Origin of the sequence: Hoylesella timonensis S9-PR14, assembly GCF_000762405.1 — a bacterium.
Taxonomy (GTDB): Bacteria; Bacteroidota; Bacteroidia; order Bacteroidales; family Bacteroidaceae; genus Prevotella; species Prevotella timonensis_A.
Genome location: NZ_JRPQ01000160.1, coordinates 13,815 through 34,596, shown reverse-complemented (window position 1 = coordinate 34,596; position 20,782 = coordinate 13,815). Strand labels below are relative to the sequence as shown.

General features: G+C 39.0%; 14 protein-coding genes. 3 read left to right on the top strand and 11 right to left on the bottom strand.

What is annotated here, in order from left to right; translation table 11 throughout:
- Positions 1-13: 13 nt before the first annotated feature.
- From HMPREF9304_RS10265 to HMPREF9304_RS10240, 6 genes are all read right to left on the bottom strand, one after another.
- Positions 14-3,322, bottom strand: a complete 3,309-nt coding sequence (locus HMPREF9304_RS10265) for a SusC/RagA family TonB-linked outer membrane protein (protein WP_036928780.1) — start codon at positions 3,320-3,322, stop codon at positions 14-16.
- A 19-nt stretch (positions 3,323-3,341) separates the two neighbouring features.
- Entirely contained in the window at positions 3,342-5,582 is a 2,241-nt protein-coding gene (locus HMPREF9304_RS10260; protein WP_036928778.1) for a S9 family peptidase, read from the bottom strand.
- Positions 5,583-7,022 (bottom strand): S8 family serine peptidase, encoded by a 1,440-nt coding sequence (locus HMPREF9304_RS10255; protein WP_231564513.1) that lies wholly within the window; start codon positions 7,020-7,022, stop codon positions 5,583-5,585.
- A gap of 372 nt (positions 7,023-7,394) precedes the next feature.
- Positions 7,395-8,438 carry a ribonuclease III gene (rnc, locus tag HMPREF9304_RS10250; RefSeq protein ID WP_036928772.1) on the bottom strand — a complete coding sequence of 348 codons (1,044 nt, stop codon included), beginning with the start codon at positions 8,436-8,438 and terminating at the stop codon, positions 7,395-7,397.
- Positions 8,428-9,690: a beta-ketoacyl-ACP synthase II gene (fabF, locus tag HMPREF9304_RS10245; RefSeq protein ID WP_036928769.1), complete on the bottom strand. Its 1,263-nt coding sequence runs from the start codon at positions 9,688-9,690 to the stop codon at positions 8,428-8,430. Before fabF ends, rnc begins: the two co-directional genes overlap by 11 nt.
- A gap of 85 nt (positions 9,691-9,775) precedes the next feature.
- On the bottom strand, positions 9,776-10,012 hold the full coding sequence (locus HMPREF9304_RS10240; RefSeq protein ID WP_008125219.1) for an acyl carrier protein: 237 nt from the start codon (positions 10,010-10,012) through the stop codon (positions 9,776-9,778).
- Between the two features lie 367 nt (positions 10,013-10,379).
- Between HMPREF9304_RS10240 and HMPREF9304_RS10235 the strand changes: the two genes are divergently transcribed.
- The 3 genes from HMPREF9304_RS10235 to rd are packed head-to-tail and all read left to right on the top strand — an operon-like array spanning position 10,380 to position 12,236.
- On the top strand, positions 10,380-10,982 hold the full coding sequence (locus HMPREF9304_RS10235; RefSeq protein ID WP_036928767.1) for a DUF4254 domain-containing protein: 603 nt from the start codon (positions 10,380-10,382) through the stop codon (positions 10,980-10,982).
- Positions 10,983-12,047: a glycosyltransferase family 9 protein gene (locus HMPREF9304_RS10230; RefSeq protein WP_036928765.1), complete on the top strand. Its 1,065-nt coding sequence runs from the start codon at positions 10,983-10,985 to the stop codon at positions 12,045-12,047.
- Between the two features lie 24 nt (positions 12,048-12,071).
- The gene (rd, locus tag HMPREF9304_RS14130; RefSeq protein ID WP_081953695.1) at positions 12,072-12,236 is read left to right on the top strand and encodes a rubredoxin; all 165 of its coding nucleotides are present in this window, start codon (positions 12,072-12,074) and stop codon (positions 12,234-12,236) included.
- A 730-nt stretch (positions 12,237-12,966) separates the two neighbouring features.
- Here the strand turns inward: rd and HMPREF9304_RS10225 are convergent.
- From HMPREF9304_RS10225 to leuS, 5 genes are read right to left on the bottom strand one after another with little or no spacing between them, the layout of a single operon-like run.
- Positions 12,967-14,247 carry a glycosyltransferase family 39 protein gene (locus HMPREF9304_RS10225; RefSeq protein ID WP_036928762.1) on the bottom strand — a complete coding sequence of 427 codons (1,281 nt, stop codon included), beginning with the start codon at positions 14,245-14,247 and terminating at the stop codon, positions 12,967-12,969.
- Positions 14,223-16,238: a type IX secretion system anionic LPS delivery protein PorZ gene (gene porZ / locus HMPREF9304_RS10220; protein WP_036928759.1), complete on the bottom strand. Its 2,016-nt coding sequence runs from the start codon at positions 16,236-16,238 to the stop codon at positions 14,223-14,225. The genes HMPREF9304_RS10225 and porZ overlap by 25 nt, the downstream gene beginning before the upstream one ends.
- Positions 16,239-16,250: 12 nt before the next feature.
- A complete protein-coding gene (locus HMPREF9304_RS10215) occupies positions 16,251-16,889 on the bottom strand; it encodes a non-canonical purine NTP diphosphatase (protein ID WP_036928756.1) in 639 nt (212 codons plus the stop codon).
- Positions 16,837-17,814 (bottom strand): YitT family protein, encoded by a 978-nt coding sequence (locus tag HMPREF9304_RS10210; RefSeq protein ID WP_036928753.1) that lies wholly within the window; start codon positions 17,812-17,814, stop codon positions 16,837-16,839. The genes HMPREF9304_RS10215 and HMPREF9304_RS10210 overlap by 53 nt, the downstream gene beginning before the upstream one ends.
- The gene (leuS, locus tag HMPREF9304_RS10205) at positions 17,811-20,660 is read right to left on the bottom strand and encodes a leucine--tRNA ligase (protein WP_036928750.1); all 2,850 of its coding nucleotides are present in this window, start codon (positions 20,658-20,660) and stop codon (positions 17,811-17,813) included. The genes HMPREF9304_RS10210 and leuS overlap by 4 nt, the downstream gene beginning before the upstream one ends.
- Positions 20,661-20,782 lie beyond the last annotated feature (122 nt).

The window sequence follows — 20,782 nt, the reverse complement described above, 5'->3', positions numbered from 1 at the left end:
CTGATTCTAACTTTTAAAATCCAACAAATACACCCATTGAGAAACTACGTGCCATAGGATATACTGCACCCGGACTCTCGGGGTCGATTCCCGAATAATTGGTAAAGGTATAAATATTATCTGCTGTGAACGAAACACTGAGCGAGCTTAAACCAATGCGCTGAATCAACTTGGTGTCAAAACTATAAGCTAAATTCAGTGAGCCAATCTTAAAATAAGAAACGTCTTCTAATAAAGAGGCTTTGGTAATTTTTGGAGAGGAAACCACATAATTGTCCAAACCATAATATTTGCCATACGCATCGAGAATACGAGGATGTGCATCGGTTCGATGATTCTTTGTGGTCCAACGGTTCACCACATCCCTTGTCACATTGAGGTGATTCACATATAAGTCGTTCATTTGTGAGGGTATTTTTTCTACTGTGGTGCCACTCAAAGAACCATAACCTACAGGACTATTGATCTGATTGAGAATCTTTCCGCCCAAAGAATACGTGCCAGATAAGCTAAATGTCAATCGCTTATAAGACAAGCTCATGCTATATCCGCCATTGGTAGGTGCGTTAGAAGTACCCAAATAGAACAAATAATTTTCCGCATTGTTGCGGTCTGCAGAGGTTTCAAATACTGCATCAGGGCGTGGCTCGTACGTAATGAGTCCTAACCGACTATCAATGCCAGCTACTTTTCCGCTGAAGATAGAGCCGATAGGATAACCCACATAGATTCCTTCACCTAAACCTGAAACAATAGACTTGTACTCCAACAACCTATTACGATTGTAGGCGATGTTTCCAGAGATTAACAAATTCCAGTCGTCTTGCTTAATCACCTGAGCCGACAAGGTGAATTCAGCACCCGTATTTGACAACTTAGAAGTGTTGAACGATTGGTTTCTGAATCCTGTAGAATAAGGAATAAATACCTCTGAAACCGCATCACTCGTCACACGTTTATAGATTTCACCCGTCATTCGGATGCGATCATTCAAAAATCCTGCATCGATAGACACCTTCATATCTTTGGTTTTCTCCCATCGCAAATTGGGATTTGGTGCCTTCTTAATCCAGCCCATACGATAATAGTCGGTATCTGTTTTGCGGAAAGACTGTCGATAATCCATAATCACTTGTGGATGAACCGACTTATTGATATTACCCGTAAACCCATAAGCAGTGCGTAAAGACAAGCTACTGATAATAGGTTTGAGCTTTTCCATAAACGACTCTTGGTCTACATTCCACGACAGACCTAACGAGCCTGTGGGATTGAACTGTTCCTTGCTACCAAAATTATTGCTACCATCTGTTCTGCCAGTAAACGAAAATACATAGCGATTGTTATACACATAATCTGCAGAAAAATAAAACGATGCAAACCTGTCCTCTACAATATTTTGTCCTGACAGATTATCCATGAGTAAAGCATAGTTTTTCAAGTCGTTATACTCAAAAGTCTTACCTTCTGGATAGACTGGCATGGCAGAATTGCCAGACACGGGGTCGTAACCATAGCGTTTAGCAAAAATACTCTTTGCATATTGTCCACGGATTTCAGAACCCAACAACCCACTGATATAATGTTTGTCATTGAAGGTATTGAAGTAATGCAACTGTCCTCGCAAATTATAACTACTATTGTAGGAAGAGCTTTGCGCAATAGAAGAATAAGTACGCTTAGAGGTTAATGTCTTTAAATCGAAAGGACGGTCCTGCCAAGCCGTATAGGTATCTTTATCATTGATATTATCTCCATTGTTCGTTGTGTAGCTGTATGAGCCTAAACCTTCAAAGTTAAGATTATCAATAATATTGATAGTGATGTTTCCAATAACGGTTGTAGAGAAGTTTTTAGTCTTGCTGGACGTATTATTTATCTCTCTCATGATGTTCACCCCGTTATCGGGTAAAGGCAAGGTTGACTTAGAACCGTTGGCGAGCATGATATTATAATAAGTCTGATCAGCTGCATAGTTCCCCTGCTCGTCATACACACGCTCATAAGGGTTAGCAAAATAGGCGTATTTAAACAAGTCTACTGCCAAAGAAGGACTATTAGACGTTTGCCAACCTAAATCTAATGACAACCCCAATTTTACACGTTTGTTGGGTTTGATGTCCAACTTAGAATTGATGTTGTAGCGTGAATAATCAGTTTTCTTTACCAGTCCTGCATTCTCAGAAAAGCCTAAAGAGACATAAAAAGTACTCTTCTCAGAGCCTCCCGATAAAGACAAGTTGTGGCTTTGCGATACAGAATTGCGGAAAAGCTCATCGAACCAGTTGGTTGTATGACTACCTAAGCGGGCGATTTCTGCATCCTGCTGCTCTTTATTCATACCCTTATACTGTCCATATCCCGAACGAATCATGCCCACGATGCCTACCACAGGGTAACGTTCGTTCTTCTCGAAATAGGGTTTAGAGTACTCATCCCACAGTTCTTGCTCCCAAGCAAGTTTCTCTTTCGAATCCATTAAGTCGACAGCGCGTGGTGGACGAGTGACCATGGTAGCATTGGCAGAATAGTTGATGCGTAATTTTCCTGCCACTCCTCGCTTCGTTGTCACTACAATGACACCACCCGCAGCACGTGAACCATAAATGGCTGCTGCCGATGCATCTTTCAAAACGGTAACACTTTCAATGTCATTTGGATTGATACCAGCAATACCATTGGAAAAAATATCGCTGAAATTGCCTGACAACATTTGTGCTTTCGAGATAGTGGGCAAATCTTTTTGAAGTGCTACCCCATCTACCACCCACAACGGGTCTGCATTTCCAGTAATGGTATTGGTACCACGAATACGCACTTTGGCAGATTCGCCAGGACGTCCAGAGAGTGCTTTGACATCGACACCTGCCATCTTTCCTTGTAACAGCATATCCAAATTGGCGGTAGGATTCTTATTCAAATCCTTTGCCGTAATGGTAGATACCGAACCTGTGGTACGCCGTTTAGTGGTACGAGTATATCCCGTAACAACCACTTGTTCCAACAACGAGGCGTCATTTTCAAGCACAATGTTCTTTGTCAAAGCGCTTGTCACCTTGATAGTCTTAGATTTCATGCCCAAATACGACACCGTAATGGTATTTCCTCTATCTACCCACAATGAAATTTTACCGTCCATATCGGCAATCACTCCGACAGGTTTACCCTTCACTTTCACCGTGGCACCTCCTAAGGGATTGCCATCCGTGTCAGTAATGGTAGTGACTACCTGCACCATGGCATCGCTCTTTTGTGGATTTTGAGCTACGATTGCCAATGAGATGAGGCAGAAACAAAAAAATAATAATGCTTTTTTTCTCATAAAAAAGAATATAAATAGATTATTGATGATTTACTATATCAACGTCTCTCGGTGAGAGTTTTAACAGATGATCGCGAAAATAATAACGTATCAAATTATCATAATAAGGGCCGTACACAGCATGATCCATGCCTGGCAATACCATGAAATCGAATCGTTTGTTGGCTTTAATCAGCGCATCTGCCATTCGCAAGGTAGATGCCCATGGCACATTGTCGTCTACATCACCAGAAATAAGTAACAATTTACCTTTCAATCGATGCGCTAACTCCATATTGGTGGGCACACGTTTTAAGCCATGATAAGTCTCACCCCACCATTGTATATAGATATTGTTGTCATGATTGCCCGATGCTGCCACTGCCACTTTATAGAAATCTGGATAAGTGAGCAGGGCTGTCACCGACTCGGCAGCTCCTCCTGAATGTCCATAAATGCCCACACGAGCAAGGTCAATAAACGGATAGCGTTGAGCCAATGTCTCGATGGTGTGCTTATCATCGCCCACAGCATAATCTCTTAAATTGCCATAACCGTAGGTATAAAAGGCTTTGTCACGAATGGGAGAACTGCCACGCGGCTGAACATTAATCACCACAAAGCCTAACTCTGCCAAACTTTGATTGCCATTGTCATCAATCACAAATGCTCTGGGTACTTGATCGGCTTGTGGACCGGGATAAACATTGGAGATGATAGGATATTTCTTGGTAGCATCAAAATTGGAGGGAAGATACATCACACCCGTTAATTCTGTTTTCTTGTCGGGTGCTTTCACGGAAATAAGCTTTGGCTTTATCCAACCTGCTGCCAAAAGTTGTTGTTCGTTGGCACGCTTTATCTCGTATCTGCGGCTTGGATGACGTACATCTATCACCTGAAAGACGGGTGGCATATCCATTCGCGAATAAGTATCAATAGCATATTGACGGTTATCCGAGAACTCAAGTGTATGTGTTCCGTTGCCTGGTGTCAACAGTTGCTGATGCTTACCATTAAGCACAACTCTATAAAAGAAACGATAATTAGGATCAATACCCTTTTCTTGTCCGTAACCAGCAAATATCATTGTATTGGAAAGTGTGTCAATATACACAATTGTGCTCGCCACTAACTGTTCGCCTCGGGTTATCTGATGGAGCAATTTACCGTTTTTATCATAGAGATAATAATTACCTCGTCCTGTTCTATCCGACCACCAAATGATTTGCTGACCATGATTTACCAACCGATAATTCATCTCATTAATATTAAGATGTGGTTTAGAAATCTCGGTTATCAATGCTCTCACCTTTCCTGTTTGTACGTCAATATGGCATAATTGTAGCGTATCCACCCCTCGACTGCGACGGGTAAAATAAATGTCACGACCATTATGGCGGTCGTTTAATTCTACATACTGGTCGTTAAACTTTTCTATGGGCAGTAATTTTGCTTCATCTGTATCAGCGTTATACCAAAACAATTTGTACTGGCGCACGTGTTTTTCGTTGGGCAGGGGCATCTTTTTGGTTTTTAACCGTGGGCGTGGTTTTGCCAATGCATTGATGATATAGAGGTCGGCTACCTGACTATCATCCTGTACAAAACACACAAACCGGTGTCCGTACCAGTTGCCAGTAATGTTACTTCCTAAGAGTGTGTCTTTTGCCAAACGGTGACAATACGACGCATACGCTTTACCATCGGTGGTAAGTTGCCTCATTTTTCCCGTGATGTTGTTTCTTACGTAAAGGTTGTATTGGTCACCAAGCATCGTAAAAGCCGAATCAACAGTTTGATAGGGATACTTTTGGCGGTCTTCTCTCTCCAGCGTATTGCTTTCTTGAGATTTCTTTTGAAGTAGCAGTTTTCCTGTCTTTCGATTAAATAGTTTGACAGTACCTTTGTTCTTAAAGGTAAATAGTTGACTATTCCCTTTCACAAATTGTACATTCAAGTATCGTAATTGGTCATTGCCAAAAGCAGTATCTCCTGTAAGTTGTTGATATTGCTTCAGGAAAGCAGGAACGTCAGCTATCAATTTTTCTCGCTTCCCCGTCTTTGCATCTAAGATATAACGCACCAAATGACCATTCTCGGTGCGGTGATAATTCACAAATGAAGATTGAGCTATCCATGTCGGAGATGCCAAGACATCACTACTCAGGCGCTTTTTAACCGCCTTTTCTGAATGTAATGCTACCTGCTGCCAATTTGTTTGTTGTGCCCAAGCAAAAATCGGAGGTGCTAAAAGTAATGCAAGAATAATTTTTCTCATCTACCTACGCTTTGTTTTTTCTGCCAATTTTACGGCTTGCAATGCATTTAAGCTACCACCACTGATGCTTGCATCCTTATTTTTCATTGGCTGAACACTATTCATTAAAATCTTTACCACTTGCGATGCTTTCAATTTCGGAAAATAACTCCTTATCAAAGCAGCTACTCCACTTACAATGGGAGCTGCAATAGAAGTTCCATTCTCGGTAGCATACTGATTGCCTGGTACAACAGAAGTAATCTCTTCACCCGGTGCAAATAAGTGTACACGTTGCTTTCCGTAGTTGGATATGGAGGACACAGCTCCCTTTTTAGTAGAAGCACCCACCCTTATAAAATTGGGATAAAACTTTCCATGGGCATCCAAACCTGTGGGAAAGTAATCAACTGAATCCACATTCAAATGATTATTACCAGCCGCATGCACAATTAAAACGTCCTTTTGGGCAGCGTATGCAAGGGCATTATTCACCATTTGAGGGGTTGGAGAGGTATATTTTCCTAAACTGATATTGATTACTTTTGCGCCATTATCAACCGCATAACGAATAGCAGAGGCGATATCTTTATCGTATTCATCGCCATCGGGCGCAGCACGAATAATCATGAGCTGGGCTTTTGGATACACTCCTTGCCAGATTTCATGACCATTTTTCCCCTGTCCTGCAATGACACCAGCCACAAAAGTTCCATGATAGCAACCATCGATGGTTAGTATAGGATTGCCATAAAATCGATCTGTCTCATCCAAGAGATTATCTCCCATGAGCAATCGCTTATCCTTTGCACGCTCAATTCCGTCAATTCTCGTTTTCATCAACTGAAGATGATTATTTTGTTGACGAACAAATTGAGTCCACTTCATCGTTGTTTTGGCACGTATGAGGTCGGCATAAATCTTCTCTGCCGCCTGTTCCCAAAGCGTGTCTGGCACTTGCAGGTGCATCACACCATTGATTGTGATGGTATCAATAGCTGCATAACGGCGCACCAAGGTATCCATCGTTTGCAATGCCTTATTCTTAATGATTGAAAACTTATACATGCGAAGATAATTAGCAATACCAGCTTTCTTCTTCATTTGCAAATAATAATGATATTCTGTACTATCCGCAGTGCTCACCTGATTGATGTTTTTATACTTTGGATATAAACGCTTAAACTGCCGATATTCTTCTGTACCTGCACTGGTCATGTTAAACGATCCGTCTGCCGTACCCAAGAAATTCCACCCATGAACGTCATCAATATAGCCATTTTTATCATTATCTTTTCCATCTCCTGCAACTTCTTTAGGATTTCTCCACAAAGCATCCTGCAAATCAACGACAGTAGTATCAATGCCTGAATCGATAATTCCTACAATGATTGGCTTTTGCTTCTTTTGATGATACTTTGAAAGGTATTGAAGAGCTGCATCAATAGCAGCTCCCTGCACAGAATCGGGATTTAATCGATACCAATTATTTGGTTCAGCAGAACAAGCGAATGCGACTGATGAAAGACCTAAACAAAATAACAAGCAACCTGAAAACAAAAATTTTCTACAAAACATCCAGCAAATAAATTTGAATATAAATTACAAAAGTAATACTTTTGAAATAAAATAATCACGATTTAACGAATTTTTGGTACACCAAAAGATTTATAGAATATGATTCTAATTCGTAAATTTGATAACCAATGAAATTCTTTCTTACTACCCTATCCAAAAAAGTCAGGCTGTTTTTATGCACAAAACAGCCTGACTTTTTCGAAATATTGTCTATTATTATATTTTTGAAAACATTATCAAACGCTCACCGTGATATTATTTCTGTTGCGAAAAAGCTTGTTGTTCTGCCTTCGCAACAATCTCTTCACGGGAAAGTTCGGCAGCATTGATATCATCCAAGTGCAGTTCATCTATCTCTGCTTCTAATGAAGAAGTTGGTTTTTCCTCGTTCAATTGGTCATCGTCTGTAAATACTTCTTCTTGAAAAGGCGACTCATGCTTCTCTATTTCGGTAGTCTTCGTAATGATAAAATCGTCTTTAGGAGCTACATCTGGAACTATCGCCACAGGTTCTTCCTCCATTTTTGTACGATTTGTCTTAGCAACAAACACCTCGTCAATAAACTTTGGTTGACGTTTTAATTGTTCCAAAGTGAGTTTACTCGCCAATTGTTGGCTCTCCTTCTTACTAAATCCTTCGCCTGAACACCCTTCAATGCCTTCCAATTCGACAAGATATTTGAAAATGGGATTTCCATTTTCATCCTTCTTTTGTTCCAACAAATTGAAATGAATCTTGACTCTATTCTTTTGACTCCACTCTATCAGCTTGCTTTTAAAATTAACTTCTTTATAAGCAACCTTATCTATATTGAGCATTTCTGACAATATACGATTTTTCATAAATCGCATACAAGCATCATAACCACGATCCAAATAAATAGCACCTACCAAGGCTTCGAAAGCATTTCCACCCACATAGCTATTGTGAGAAGAACTACGACCACTGCTCAATAACAGCTTACATATCCCCATCTCGTTTGCCAATTTGTTCAATGTGCTGCGTTGAACCAATTTACTACGGGTATTTGTTAAGAATCCCTCTCGCTTTCCAGGAAAATGTTCATAAACAATATGACCGACGATAGCATCGAGAACAGCATCTCCAAGAAACTCTAAGCGTTCGTTGTTCACTGGTCTTCCCTTGGCATTGCGTCGCATCACGCTCTTATGCATCAAGGCTAATTTATAATAACTTATATCGTGGGGATAAAAACCAATGATGTTATATAGAGACGAATAAAGCTCCCTCTCTTTTCGGAAAGGGAGCTTTATTCTGTCTATCAATTTATTCAGCATATTTTTTGAATACTACACAAGCATTATGTCCACCAAACCCGAAAGTGTTACTCATTGCTACACGCACTTCACGTTTGCGTGGCTGGTTAAATGTGAAGTCCAAACGATAATCTATCTCTGGATCTTCATCATTCTCTTCATGGTTGATGGTAGGAGGAATGATATCATTTTTAATTGCCAATACACTTGCCATTGCCTCCACGGCACCAGCTGCTCCCAACAAGTGTCCTGTCATACTCTTGGTAGAGCTGATACTCAGCTCGTAGGCATGTTCACCAAATACATCTTTAATGGCTTTGGCTTCCGAAATATCTCCTACTGGAGTAGAAGTTCCGTGAACATTGATATAATCCACTTCTTCGGGTTGTAACCCTGCATCTTTCAATGCTTCGGTCATTACAAGTTTTGCTCCCAAGCCTTCAGGATGACTGGCTGTGATATGATAAGCATCGGCACTGGCTCCTTCACCCACCATTTCGGCGTAGATTTTTGCGCCACGTGCTTTCGCATGTTCTAATTCTTCAAGAATCAAACAGCCTGCTCCCTCGCCCATCACGAAACCATCTCGACTGGCACTGAAAGGTCTTGAGGCATGCGCTGGGTCATCATTTCTGGTAGACAATGCATGCATGGCGTTAAATCCTCCAACACCACTTTCGCAAATAGCTGCTTCTGCACCTCCTGAAACAATGATATTTGCTTTGCCCAATCGTATTTGGTTAAAAGCATCTGCCAAAGCTGAACTGGATGAAGCACAAGCACTGGTAGTGGCATAGTTGGGTCCATGGAATCCAAAATGAATGGATATCTGTCCAGCAGCAATGTCGGAAATCATCTTAGGGATGAAGAATGGATTGAATTTTGGACCGTCTTCCTTATGTTGCCCATAATATACCACTTCATCCTCAAATGTCTTAATACCGCCAATGCCAACACCAAAGATAACACCAATACGATTTTTATCTACCGTGTCCAAGTCTATTTCTGCATCTTTTACACCCTGCATAGCGGCAATCATTGCTAATTGAGTGAAACGATCCAATTTGCGAGCTGCCTTTCTATCAATATATTCATTGATATTCAAGTCTTTTACCTCACAAGCAAATTTAGTCTTGAAGTTGGAAGTGTCAAATAATGTAATAGGAGCAGCACCACTTTTACCTGCCAACATGTTTTTCCATGTTTCTTCAGGCGTATTACCAATAGGTGTTACGGCACCCAGTCCCGTTACTACTACTCTTTTTAATTCCATAGATTTAATTCCTAATAATTGATTAAAAGCAAATTGAAATTGAGCTGAAAGAATCCTCTCAGCTCAATTATATTTTGGCTTTTAATTATTTTGCATTTTCTTCAATGTAAGAAATTGCATCACCAACCGTAGCAATATTTTCAGCTTTATCGTCTGGAATAGAAATACCAAATTCCTTTTCAAATTCCATAATCAATTCTACTGTATCCAATGAATCTGCTCCAAGATCGTTTGTAAAACTTGCTTCTGGCTTTACTTCAGCTTCATCTACTCCGAGTTTATCAACGATAATAGCTTTTACTTTGCTTTCAATTTCAGACATAATTGTAATTCTTTTAAGTGTTTATAATTTAATCTCTATCAAAAATACGGATGCAAAGAAACACATTTTTATTCACATTTACAAGTATTTTGCCTAAAAAAGTACTATTTCTTGCACAATATCACTATTATTGTGCAATTATAAGCATTATTTCAATGAAAATATCTGTGTTTGATAAAGTTATCATGAACTAACTCCTCAATTCGTTGAAAAATATTTTAAGGTTCTAACAACTCATTTCATTCATCCAATTTCTATCAATTATCAATATCAAGCCAAATTTTGAAAACACAAAAAACGTGTTCTTTTATTTTGCTATTCACCTTTTATTATTTATATTTGCAACATTAACATAAACCAAAACATTATGTCATTTAGCGAACAATGTAACAAAATTTTTAATCAAGCCATTGACGATTATCATATAAAAGATAATATAGATACTCCAATTCAAAATCCTTATAATAGAGAGTCTATTGAAAATCGATTATATCTGAAGTGTTGGATTGACACTGTTCAATGGCATTTTGAAGATATTATTAGAGACCCGCACATTGATCCTGTGGAAGCACTGGCGCTAAAAAGGCGCATTGACCAATCAAACCAAGACCGTACCGATTTAGTGGAGCAGATAGATAGCTATTTCAGACAACAATATAGCGATGTACAGGTACTTCCAGATGCACGTATCAATACTGAAAGTCCAGCTTGGGCGATTGACAGACTGTCGATATTGGCACTGAAAATCTACCACATGAAAGAACAAGCGGAAAGAAAAGATGCTTCTTCAGAACATCAATTAAAGTGCACTTCTAAACTGAACGTCCTTTTAGAGCAACAAAAAGACTTAGGAACTGCCATTGACCAACTACTTGAGGACATCGAAGCGGGACGTAAGTATATGAAGGTGTACAAACAAATGAAAATGTACAACGACCCTTCTACCAATCCTGTTCTCTACAAAAAATAGATGAAAACAGAGCATCTACTCATTATACGTTTCTCGGCAATGGGCGATGTAGCCATGACTGTGCCAGTGATTTATTCTTTGGCACAACAATATCCACAACTTCGCATTAGCGTCTTAAGCAGACCTTATGCGCAAGCTTTCTTTGAAAATTTGGCGCCAAATGTGGATTTTATGGCGGCTGACTTAAAGCACGAATATCGAAAAATTAGAGGACTAAACAAACTCTATCGTCGCCTTACAGCCAAACAATTCACTGCCGTGGCAGATTTTCATGACACTCTGCGGTCTAAATACCTTCGAATGAGGTTTTTTATGGATCGCTTCAAAGTGGCACATATTGACAAACATCGCTCTGAAAAACGTGAACTTATTCATCATCAAAATAAAGTATTAAAGCCCATTCAATCTGCTTTTCAAAATTATGCTGATGTACTGTCTGAATTAGGATATCCCATAAAATTAAATTTTAATTCTATATTCCCGACCAACAACGAAGCATTTACATCTTTAATACCTAAAATAGGCAACTATAAAGAGAACGAAAAATGGATAGGATTAGCACCTTTTGCAGCGCATACGGGTAAAATTTACCCCTTGACACAAATGGAACAAACCCTGCAAGGCTTACTAAAAAAATATCCAACAGCACGCCTTTTTTTGTTCGGAGGCAGTAATCAAGAAAAGAAAGTATTTTTGCAATGGACTAAAAAATATCCTTCTTGTACCGTAGTCCCTACTACCCTGCATTCATTACAAGAAGAACTAATATTGATGTCTCGATTAGATGTCATGATAAGCATGGATAGTGCCAACATGCATTTGGCGTCATTGGTGAACACACCTGTTGTCAGTATTTGGGGTGCCACTCATCCTTATGCAGGATTCATGGGTTGGAACCAAAGCATTGACAATGCTGTACAAACAGACTTACCATGTCGTCCATGCTCTATATATGGTGAAAAACCTTGCCGTCGAAAAGACTACGCTTGCTTATATCAAATAAAACCAGAACAAATTATTCAACAAGTTGATAAAATATTATCTCGTAAAGATAAGTTACATTAATTATTAATTAAAACAAACAAGATTATGAAAAAGTACGTATGCGAAACTTGTGGTTATGTATATGACCCAGAACAAGGTGATCCAGATAGCGGTATCGAACCTGGAACAGCTTTTGAAGACCTGCCAGAAGATTGGGTATGCCCTCTCTGCGGTGTCGGAAAAGAAGATTTCTCTGTAGTAGAAGAGTAAATAAAAAATACACTTGATAGTTTCATCAAGTAAAGATTTTTCTAAAATAGCAATGAGTATTATTCATCTCTCATTGCTATTTTTTTTGTATCTCTTAATAAATTGTCAACCAATAAGTTACAACGTTAAAATTAACTCATGTAGATAAGGGCATTAAGTCATGTAAATAAGGGGCTTAAGTCATGTAGATAATGCCCTTAAGTCATGTTTACAATAAAACTATCTTTATGCTTCATTTTTTCAACCACTTTATGCTTTGTTTTTTGTACAATTTATTTACTTTTTTACTTGCATAATATTAACCACAAAAATGGTGGATAAACAGGTGGATAACTCTGTTGATAAGTTGATACTTTTCCACCCTCTATAATTTCAAAGCCACTTATTGTGGATATCTACCCTTTTATAAAACGTCCTTCAACAGTTTGTCCACAGTTTCTTCATCAAAAAAGATATCAACTTATTCACTACCCTCGATAAAGAATAGAATGTGTATAACTACCCTATAACTCTGAAAATCAAAGAGAAGATATTATTGAAAGATAAGTATAACTAACATTGAAAGGTGGATAAACAATTTACCAAACATTTCACTAATTATTTATCAACAAATCCACAGTACATCATACCTTCTATTTTGTTTTCTTTTATAAGAAATAAAAAATATAAAATATATAAGGTATGTGGATAACGTCTACGAAATTTCAAAATACAATTTTTGTGTATTTTACTACCCTCTCTTTTGGTAAGGTTTCTTACCATAACATTGGGCAATACTGATAGCAGCGGTCATGATGATAAAAGGCATGAATGGAGCCTTAAATCTTGTTTCACCGTGTACAGCCAATACCAAAGCCAAAGAGCCTCCCACAAGGATGCTAAGCGTTAGAAAGAGTACTTTATATTGCTTCTCTTTCCGCAAAAAATGAAAAGAGAATATAGTTGAAAGTAGTAAGAGCCAATAAAAAATCATATTATAAAGTCCCAACCATTGAATAGGTGTAAGATGCTTCAAGTTTTTCAGTAAGCTACGATAAGGGAGTGTGATGTAATTGTTTTCTGCGCTTGATTTGTCAGATAAGAAAGCAGAAATATTGTCCATATCGTTCATATACATATAAAATAATCTTCCTGGAACTTTTTTCAAGTACGTCAATGGATGTTGTTTTAGCCAGTTGATACTCCGTTGTTTCCAAATATCCTTACATTCAATGGCTGTTTTATGCTCCCTATCTTCAATATATCTCAGCGTTCCCTTAGGATACATTTCGGCATTGTAATGAGGTTCAACACTTGTTTCATAAGTAGCTGCCACCATATTAAACCATAAGGTGTCGCTTTGATAAAGAAAATAACCAGTGCGTAACCAGCAACTCGTTCCAACGACAGTAATAAAAAGTAAATATCCTGTAAGAAGACTACCTGCCTTACGCCACCATTTTTGTCGTTCAAAAATAAGAAAATATAAAATAAATGTACCTATAAAAATCACTCCAAGCGGTCGAAACCAGTTAGAAAACGCCATGATAAAACCAGCTATAAAAAGCTGTTGATAGTGCGAAGAATGAAGAATAAGAAATATTCCCCATAATAAGAGCGTGACAGAAGGTATTTCAGAAAGAATCGTAGTACTTTGTCCCCAATTATTAGGGTAGCATATATACAGTAAAATAGCAATGAGTGCTATTCGTTCGTTCAAAAGTTTTTGAGTAATACGTGCCAGTAGATAAGCCGAGCAAGCTTTGAGTAAGCACATCAAGACAAGGATTGGAACGATAGAATTGAATAAATACAGTGAGAGTATCACCAAATTTATTTGTCCAATATTCCATATAAAGGGTTCTCCTTGTATGTTAGGAGTACAAGGATAAGGTTCTCCATAAGTGAGACAGGTATGCGCATATTCCAAATAACCTTCTCCATCGTTTGTCGGTGTATAACCAAATACGATGAGTATCAGCAATAAAAAGATAAAAAATATAATACTTATCTGACGATAGCAATTTTGCATACAGTTCCTTTATTGCCTTGTTGATCGGCTGTTTGCACCATATATATGCCCGAAGCAACTGGTTTTCCGTTCATATCTGTGCCATTCCAAACAAAAGTACCGCCATTACTTTTTCCTTGAGCAACGAGTGTACCATTGGCTGTAACTATCTTTATATCGGCTTGATAACTGAGACCAACAATTGTGATTGGTCCTGTATAGCCTGGTTCTACAGGATTTGGATAAGCATAAGTCGTTTCCTTGTTCATCGTTTCTACAGCTTCTGTAGCATCACTGTGATAAGAACAAAGTCCTTTGTCGCTACCAAAAAACACTTCACCTGTTTTATCGTTAATCGCAATACTTTGAATATGGTTAGAGGGTAATACACTGTTGGTAGTGGTGAAATGATGTATTTGTTCGTTACCGTCAGCACTCATTAGATAAACCCCATTGTTTCCTGTTCCAAACCATTTACGGTTGCTTTGGTCAACAGCAATACACGTAATATCTACCCCTGATAATAAGTAGTCGGCAAGATTGCTACCATCTTTACGATTTATCTTGGGTTGTGTAAATGTAACATTAGGAAGCTGGGATAATTGCGATTCTTCCAATAAAAGAGGTCCTATATTGGTTCCTATCCAAAGGTTGTGTTGAAGATCTTCGGTTACATATTTAACAGCTGTGGGAGTCATAGAAGTACCATCTTGGTTGATAAAATTGGTAATGGTATGGAATACTTCATTTTTACTGTTATAACAAAATAAGCCTGGAAAGCGATAATCTCCATTTGAAAACCACAGTAGACCACGACTGTCTATATAAGGATGATGAAGCAAACTGGGGCTTAATCCATTTTTCATCAACGATTTTTGATGATGAGATTTCATCGTTCCATCGGGTAATAATTCAAGGATACTTTGTCCTTTTGTCTGATTATTGAGTATCCAGAGATGTTGGTTTTCATCGAATACCAATCCATTGATAGGGACATACGTATTGTCAAGCTCCTTTCCTTTATCAACAGCGGGCATGAGAAGACTGTTGTCTTTGTTATAAAAGGATTTAAGTTTTCCGTTTTGAAATTCGTAGAGTCCAGTTCTACCACCAGCAAAAACATGATTTTTATCTTTCGAATCGATAGCCAAACAATTGATATCGGCATAAGAATATCCTGTGATTTTCTCAATATCATCTTGATAAATATGCCATTGATTGTCTTCAAGAACTTGGATAATACCTGGGTGTGACAAATCTATGCCCCCTGGTTCGTATCCACCTCCTGTGGTATAAAGTTGATGATGAGCAAACTTTAAGAAATAAAAGTAATTGTATTGAGGACCGTGTGGACGATACTCCTCCATTTTCTTCATCAATACTTCATCCTTTGGGTTGGTGTTTTTGGTATAATTTCCTATTCTATTCCAATTCTTTTTGTCTAATAAATTGGAAGATAATTTTGCCGCATATTTCCCTTTTGTGGACGATTCTGCTATCAATTGGTCTTGCTGTTGATGAATCCAGTCTACTTGAAAGCCTAAAAAATAGGTATCACTTATTTCGGCATCTCTTACATTAACTTTCATAATGCCAAATCCTGTAGCGAGATAGGCATAAATACCATCCATAAAAATAGAATGGATGGTTTTATCAACGGTTAGCGATTTAGTATAGTAATCTGAAAGATTTGTCACATTACCGTTGTCATCCAGCAAATCTATATTATAATTTTTGTACACAATAACCAATCGTTTGGCTGCCCTATTATACCCAATGTGCGTAATTTCTGTATCATTTAGCCCCGTTGTTCGGTCAAAAGTTTGGACGCTATTATCGCTTTTATGATACGCAAAAAGTCCACCTGAGGCTAATGTATAAATCGTAGATCCTGCTTGCTGTACATCTGTAATATGGTCATAGGATGGATATACTTTCCATGTTCCTATTTGTGCCATACCTTGTAAACAGCACATAAGGACGAGAAGGACAGATACGAAGGTTGTTTTCATGCTGCAATTGGGTTATGGAGTTTCATTAATCTTGCTATGAAGATATTCTGCTAACTTTTCTACAGCCTGTGCACGGTGCGAGATATGGTTCTTTATGGTTTCACCAAGTTCAGCAAAACTTTGCTGATAACCATTGGGGATGAATAGTGGGTCATATCCAAAACCAGCGTTGCCACGTTTTTCTTTTGCAATGATACCATCTATATGTCCTTCAAAATAATGTATTTCAGGAGCTGCAAAAGCATTTTCAACGTTTTCTTTTAGTTGATTTTTGGGATGTTGCAGCAAGGCAATGACAGTACGAAAACGAGCCTTTCTGTTTTCTTTATCCTGTAATTCGTGCAATAGTTTCTGCATATTTGCTTCGCTATTGTGGTCGGTTCCTTCTGCATAACGTGCACTGTGAACACCAGGTGCACCATGAAGAGCCTCCACTTCGAGCCCCGTATCATCAGCAAAGCAGTCTAAACCATAATGCTCTGCCACATATTTGGCTTTTAGAAGAGCATTTTCTTGCAAGGTTTCTCCTGTCTCTGGAATATCCTCATGACAACCTATATCTTGCAGAGACACTATTTCAAATCGTTCTCCCAGTATGCTACGAATTTCCTGAAGTTTGTTCTTGTTGTTTGTTGCGAATACGATCTTCATGTTTTTTCTTTACTTTTACCTTGATTTGATCAAATCCCTCGCCGTATACTCCGATGACAGAACTCTGACTGACAAAAGCGTTTGGGTCGGTCATTTTGATGAGTCGGAAGATGAGTTGACTCTCATTTTTACGAGCCAACAAACAGATTACTTTGATTTCTTGTCCTGTGTACCATCCGTGACCGTCAAGAATAGTCAGTCCATGGTCGGTTTCCTGAGATAGAATTTCTGCTATTTCTTCGTGTTTTCTCGAGTAAATCATAAATTGAACGGATTGTCGTTGACGGGCAAACACAAAGTCGAGCATGAAGCATTCGATGATAATGGTGCAGTAACCAAATACTACTTTGTGAGCGCGTTCAGCCATTTCACCAAACTGTGGGAAGAAGAAACAGCTGCTGACTATAAAGATATCTACTAATATCAATACCTGTCCTAAGGACATATCTTTGTATTTGTTGACACAAGCAGCAATGATATCCGAGCCTCCTGTACTACCGTTGTTGAGAAACACCACAGCCAGTGATGAACCAGTGATACAGCATCCAATGACCATTGACATGAAGTCTTGTCCCTCGCCCAATACCTTGATAAAGTTTCCGTTAGCATCCAAAGGCATTAGACTTTGTGCAAACATTAACATGAAATAAAGGGCAATGATAGCGTAGATTGTCTTCATCATAAATCGGAAGCCCAAAATCTTGAGCGCAACGATTAACAACGTAAAGTTGATAATCATATAAGTGTTTTCCAACTTAAAGCCCGTGGCATAATACACAATGGCTGACATACCAGTAACACCACCCGTTACAATCTGGTATGGCAACAAGAAAATGGTAAATGCGGTAGTGTAAAGTAAAAGACCCAATGTAATGAAGACATAGTCTTTCACTTCATTCATGACATATTCTTTATTCTTAATCATTTTAGTACGATATTAATGATTTTTTTTGGAACGATGATCGTCTTGATAATTGTTTTGTCTGCGATGTATTTTTGTGTGCGTTCATCGGCAAGTACCTTCTTTTCAATTTCCTCTTTACTATCATCTATCGAGAAAACCTTTTGGAAACGAGCCTTTCCATTGAACGAAACTGTCATCTGAATATCATTTTCTTTGAGGTATTCTTCGTTGCATTCTGGCCATTGTGCATCGCAAACAGTGGTAGTTTCTCCAAGTGCATGCCACAGTTCTTCACTAATGTGTGGGGCGAAGGGTGCCAATAGCTTGATGACGTCTTTAAGTAATTCTTTGTTTGTGCATTTGCTTTGTGTTAACTCATTTACACAAATCATGAATGCAGAAATGGCTGTATTATACGAAAAGTGTTCAATGTCGCCCGTTACTTTCTTGATCAATTTGTGCACAGATTTAAGTTGTTCAGGGGTTGGAGCGTCATCGTTGGGCAAGAACTTATCGGTTCTATTTTCGTAAACTAATCCCCATAGCTTTTTCAAGAATCGGTGACAACCGTCTATACCATTCGTATCCCATGGTTTGCTTGCCTCAACAGGACCTAAGAACATTTCATACAGTCGTAACGTGTCTGCACCATACTGTTCTACAATCATATCAGGATTGACAACGTTGTACATCGATTTCGACATCTTCTCTATCGCCCAACCACAAATATATTTATCATTTTCTAAGATAAATTCTGCATTTCTGTATTCTGGTCGCCACGCTTTGAAAGCTTCTATATCTAACACATCGCCATGTACTATATTTACATCCACATGGATGGGCGTGGTTTGGTATTGATTTTTCAATCCTAATGAGACAAATACTGGTGCAGCCGAATGGTCATCATTATTGATACGATACACAAAGTTGCTACGTCCTTGTATCATACCCTGATTTACTAACTTCTCAAAGGGTTCTTCTTTGCAAGAATAACCATAGTCATGTAAAAACTTGTTCCAAAACCTTGAGTAGATTAAATGCCCCGTTGCATGTTCTGTTCCACCCACATATAAATCTACATTCTGCCAGTAAGCTGCTACATCCTTAGCTACCAATGCCTCTTCGTTATGTGGATCCATATATCGGAGATAGTAAGCTGAGCTGCCAGCAAAACCAGGCATCGTGTTCAGTTCGAGTGGAAAGACAGTAGTGTTATTTACCTGAGACTTGTCAACAACTACATTCTTTTCAATATCCCATGCCCATTTTGTGGCACGTCCCAATGGGGGCTCACCTGTTTTTGTAGGTTCGTATTTATCTATCTCGGGCAATTCGAGAGGCAAACAGTTTTCGGGAATCATGTAAGGCATACCACCTTTATAATATACAGGGAATGGTTCGCCCCAATAACGCTGGCGAGAGAAAATGGCGTCACGCAAGCGATAGTTCACCTTTACATGCCCTAAGCCCTGTTTGGTGATGTATTCTTTGGTGGCAGCAATCGCCTCTTTTACCTGCATGCCATTGAGACTGAAGGTGGTTTGTTTTCCTTTTATTGGACTATTGATTACCGTTCCCTCCTTTGCATCATAACTTTCTTCGCTCACATCAGCTCCCTCAATCAGTGGAATGATAGGTAAATCAAAGTGTTTTGCAAAAGCATAATCGCGGCTGTCGTGCGCTGGAACAGCCATGATAGCACCTGTTCCGTAGCCTGCCAATACATAGTCGCTCACATAAATAGGAATATTATCGCCCGTGAGTGGATTCACAGCATAGCTACCTGTAAACACACCCGATACTCGGTGGTCGGAGATACGCTCTCGTTCGGTGCGCTTCTTGGTGGCATCTACATAGGCTTGCACTTCTTGCGCTTGTGATGAAGTCGTAACTTGTGAAACATAGTCACTTTCGGGAGCCAATACCATGAAGGTGACACCAAACATTGTGTCGGCACGAGTGGTGAAAATGGTGAGCTCAATGTCGCTGTCAGCAACCTTGAATCGTACTTCTGCACCTTCCGATCTACCAATCCAGTTGCGTTGCGTCTCTTTCAAGGATTCCGTCCATTGTACGTTGTCCAGTCCGTCGAGCAAACGTTGTGCGTACGCTGACACGCGCAAACACCACTGGCGCATTTTCTTTTGTACCACAGGGTAACCTCCACGTTCGCTCACCCCATCAACAACTTCATCGTTTGCCAGTACTGTTCCTAATCCAGCACACCAGTTAACCATGGTTTCTCCAAGATACGCAATGCGATAATTCATCAATATGGTTTGCTGTTCTTGCTCGTTCATGGTTTTCCATTCATGGGCTGTAAAGGACAAGTCTTCACTTTGTGCCACATTCAAACCGTCAGTACCCTTTGTTTCAAAGTGCTGTATCAGTTTTGTAATGGGCTGCGCTTTCTGTAAGTCATTGTCATAATACGACTGGAACATCTTTATGAATGCCCATTGTGTCCAATGATAATACTTGGGGTCGCAAGTTCTAATCTCTCTGTCCCAATCGAACGAAAATCCTATTTTGTCCAATTGTTCCCGATATCGCTTGATATTTTGCTCGGTGGTGATAGCTGGATGCTGACCAGTTTGTATAGCATATTGTTCGGCAGGCAGTCCATAGGCATCGTATCCCATGGGGTTCAGCACATTAAATCCTTGTTGACGTTTATATCGAGCATAAATATCACTGGCAATATAGCCCAAGGGATGACCCACGTGTAGCCCTGCACCAGAGGGATAAGGGAACATGTTAAGTACGTAAAACTTTTGTTTTTGCTTGTCTTCTACAACATGATAAGTTTTGTTTTTCACCCATTCTTGTTGCCATCTCTTTTCAATGTCTCTGAAATTGTATTCCATAGGATATCTTTATTTTCTACTTGAAATAATGATCAAATGCTATTTAGGTAGCAAAATTACTAAAAAAAGAAATATAAAATGAATAAAAAGTGAATTTTATAGAAAACTCACAGGTTAGTTAT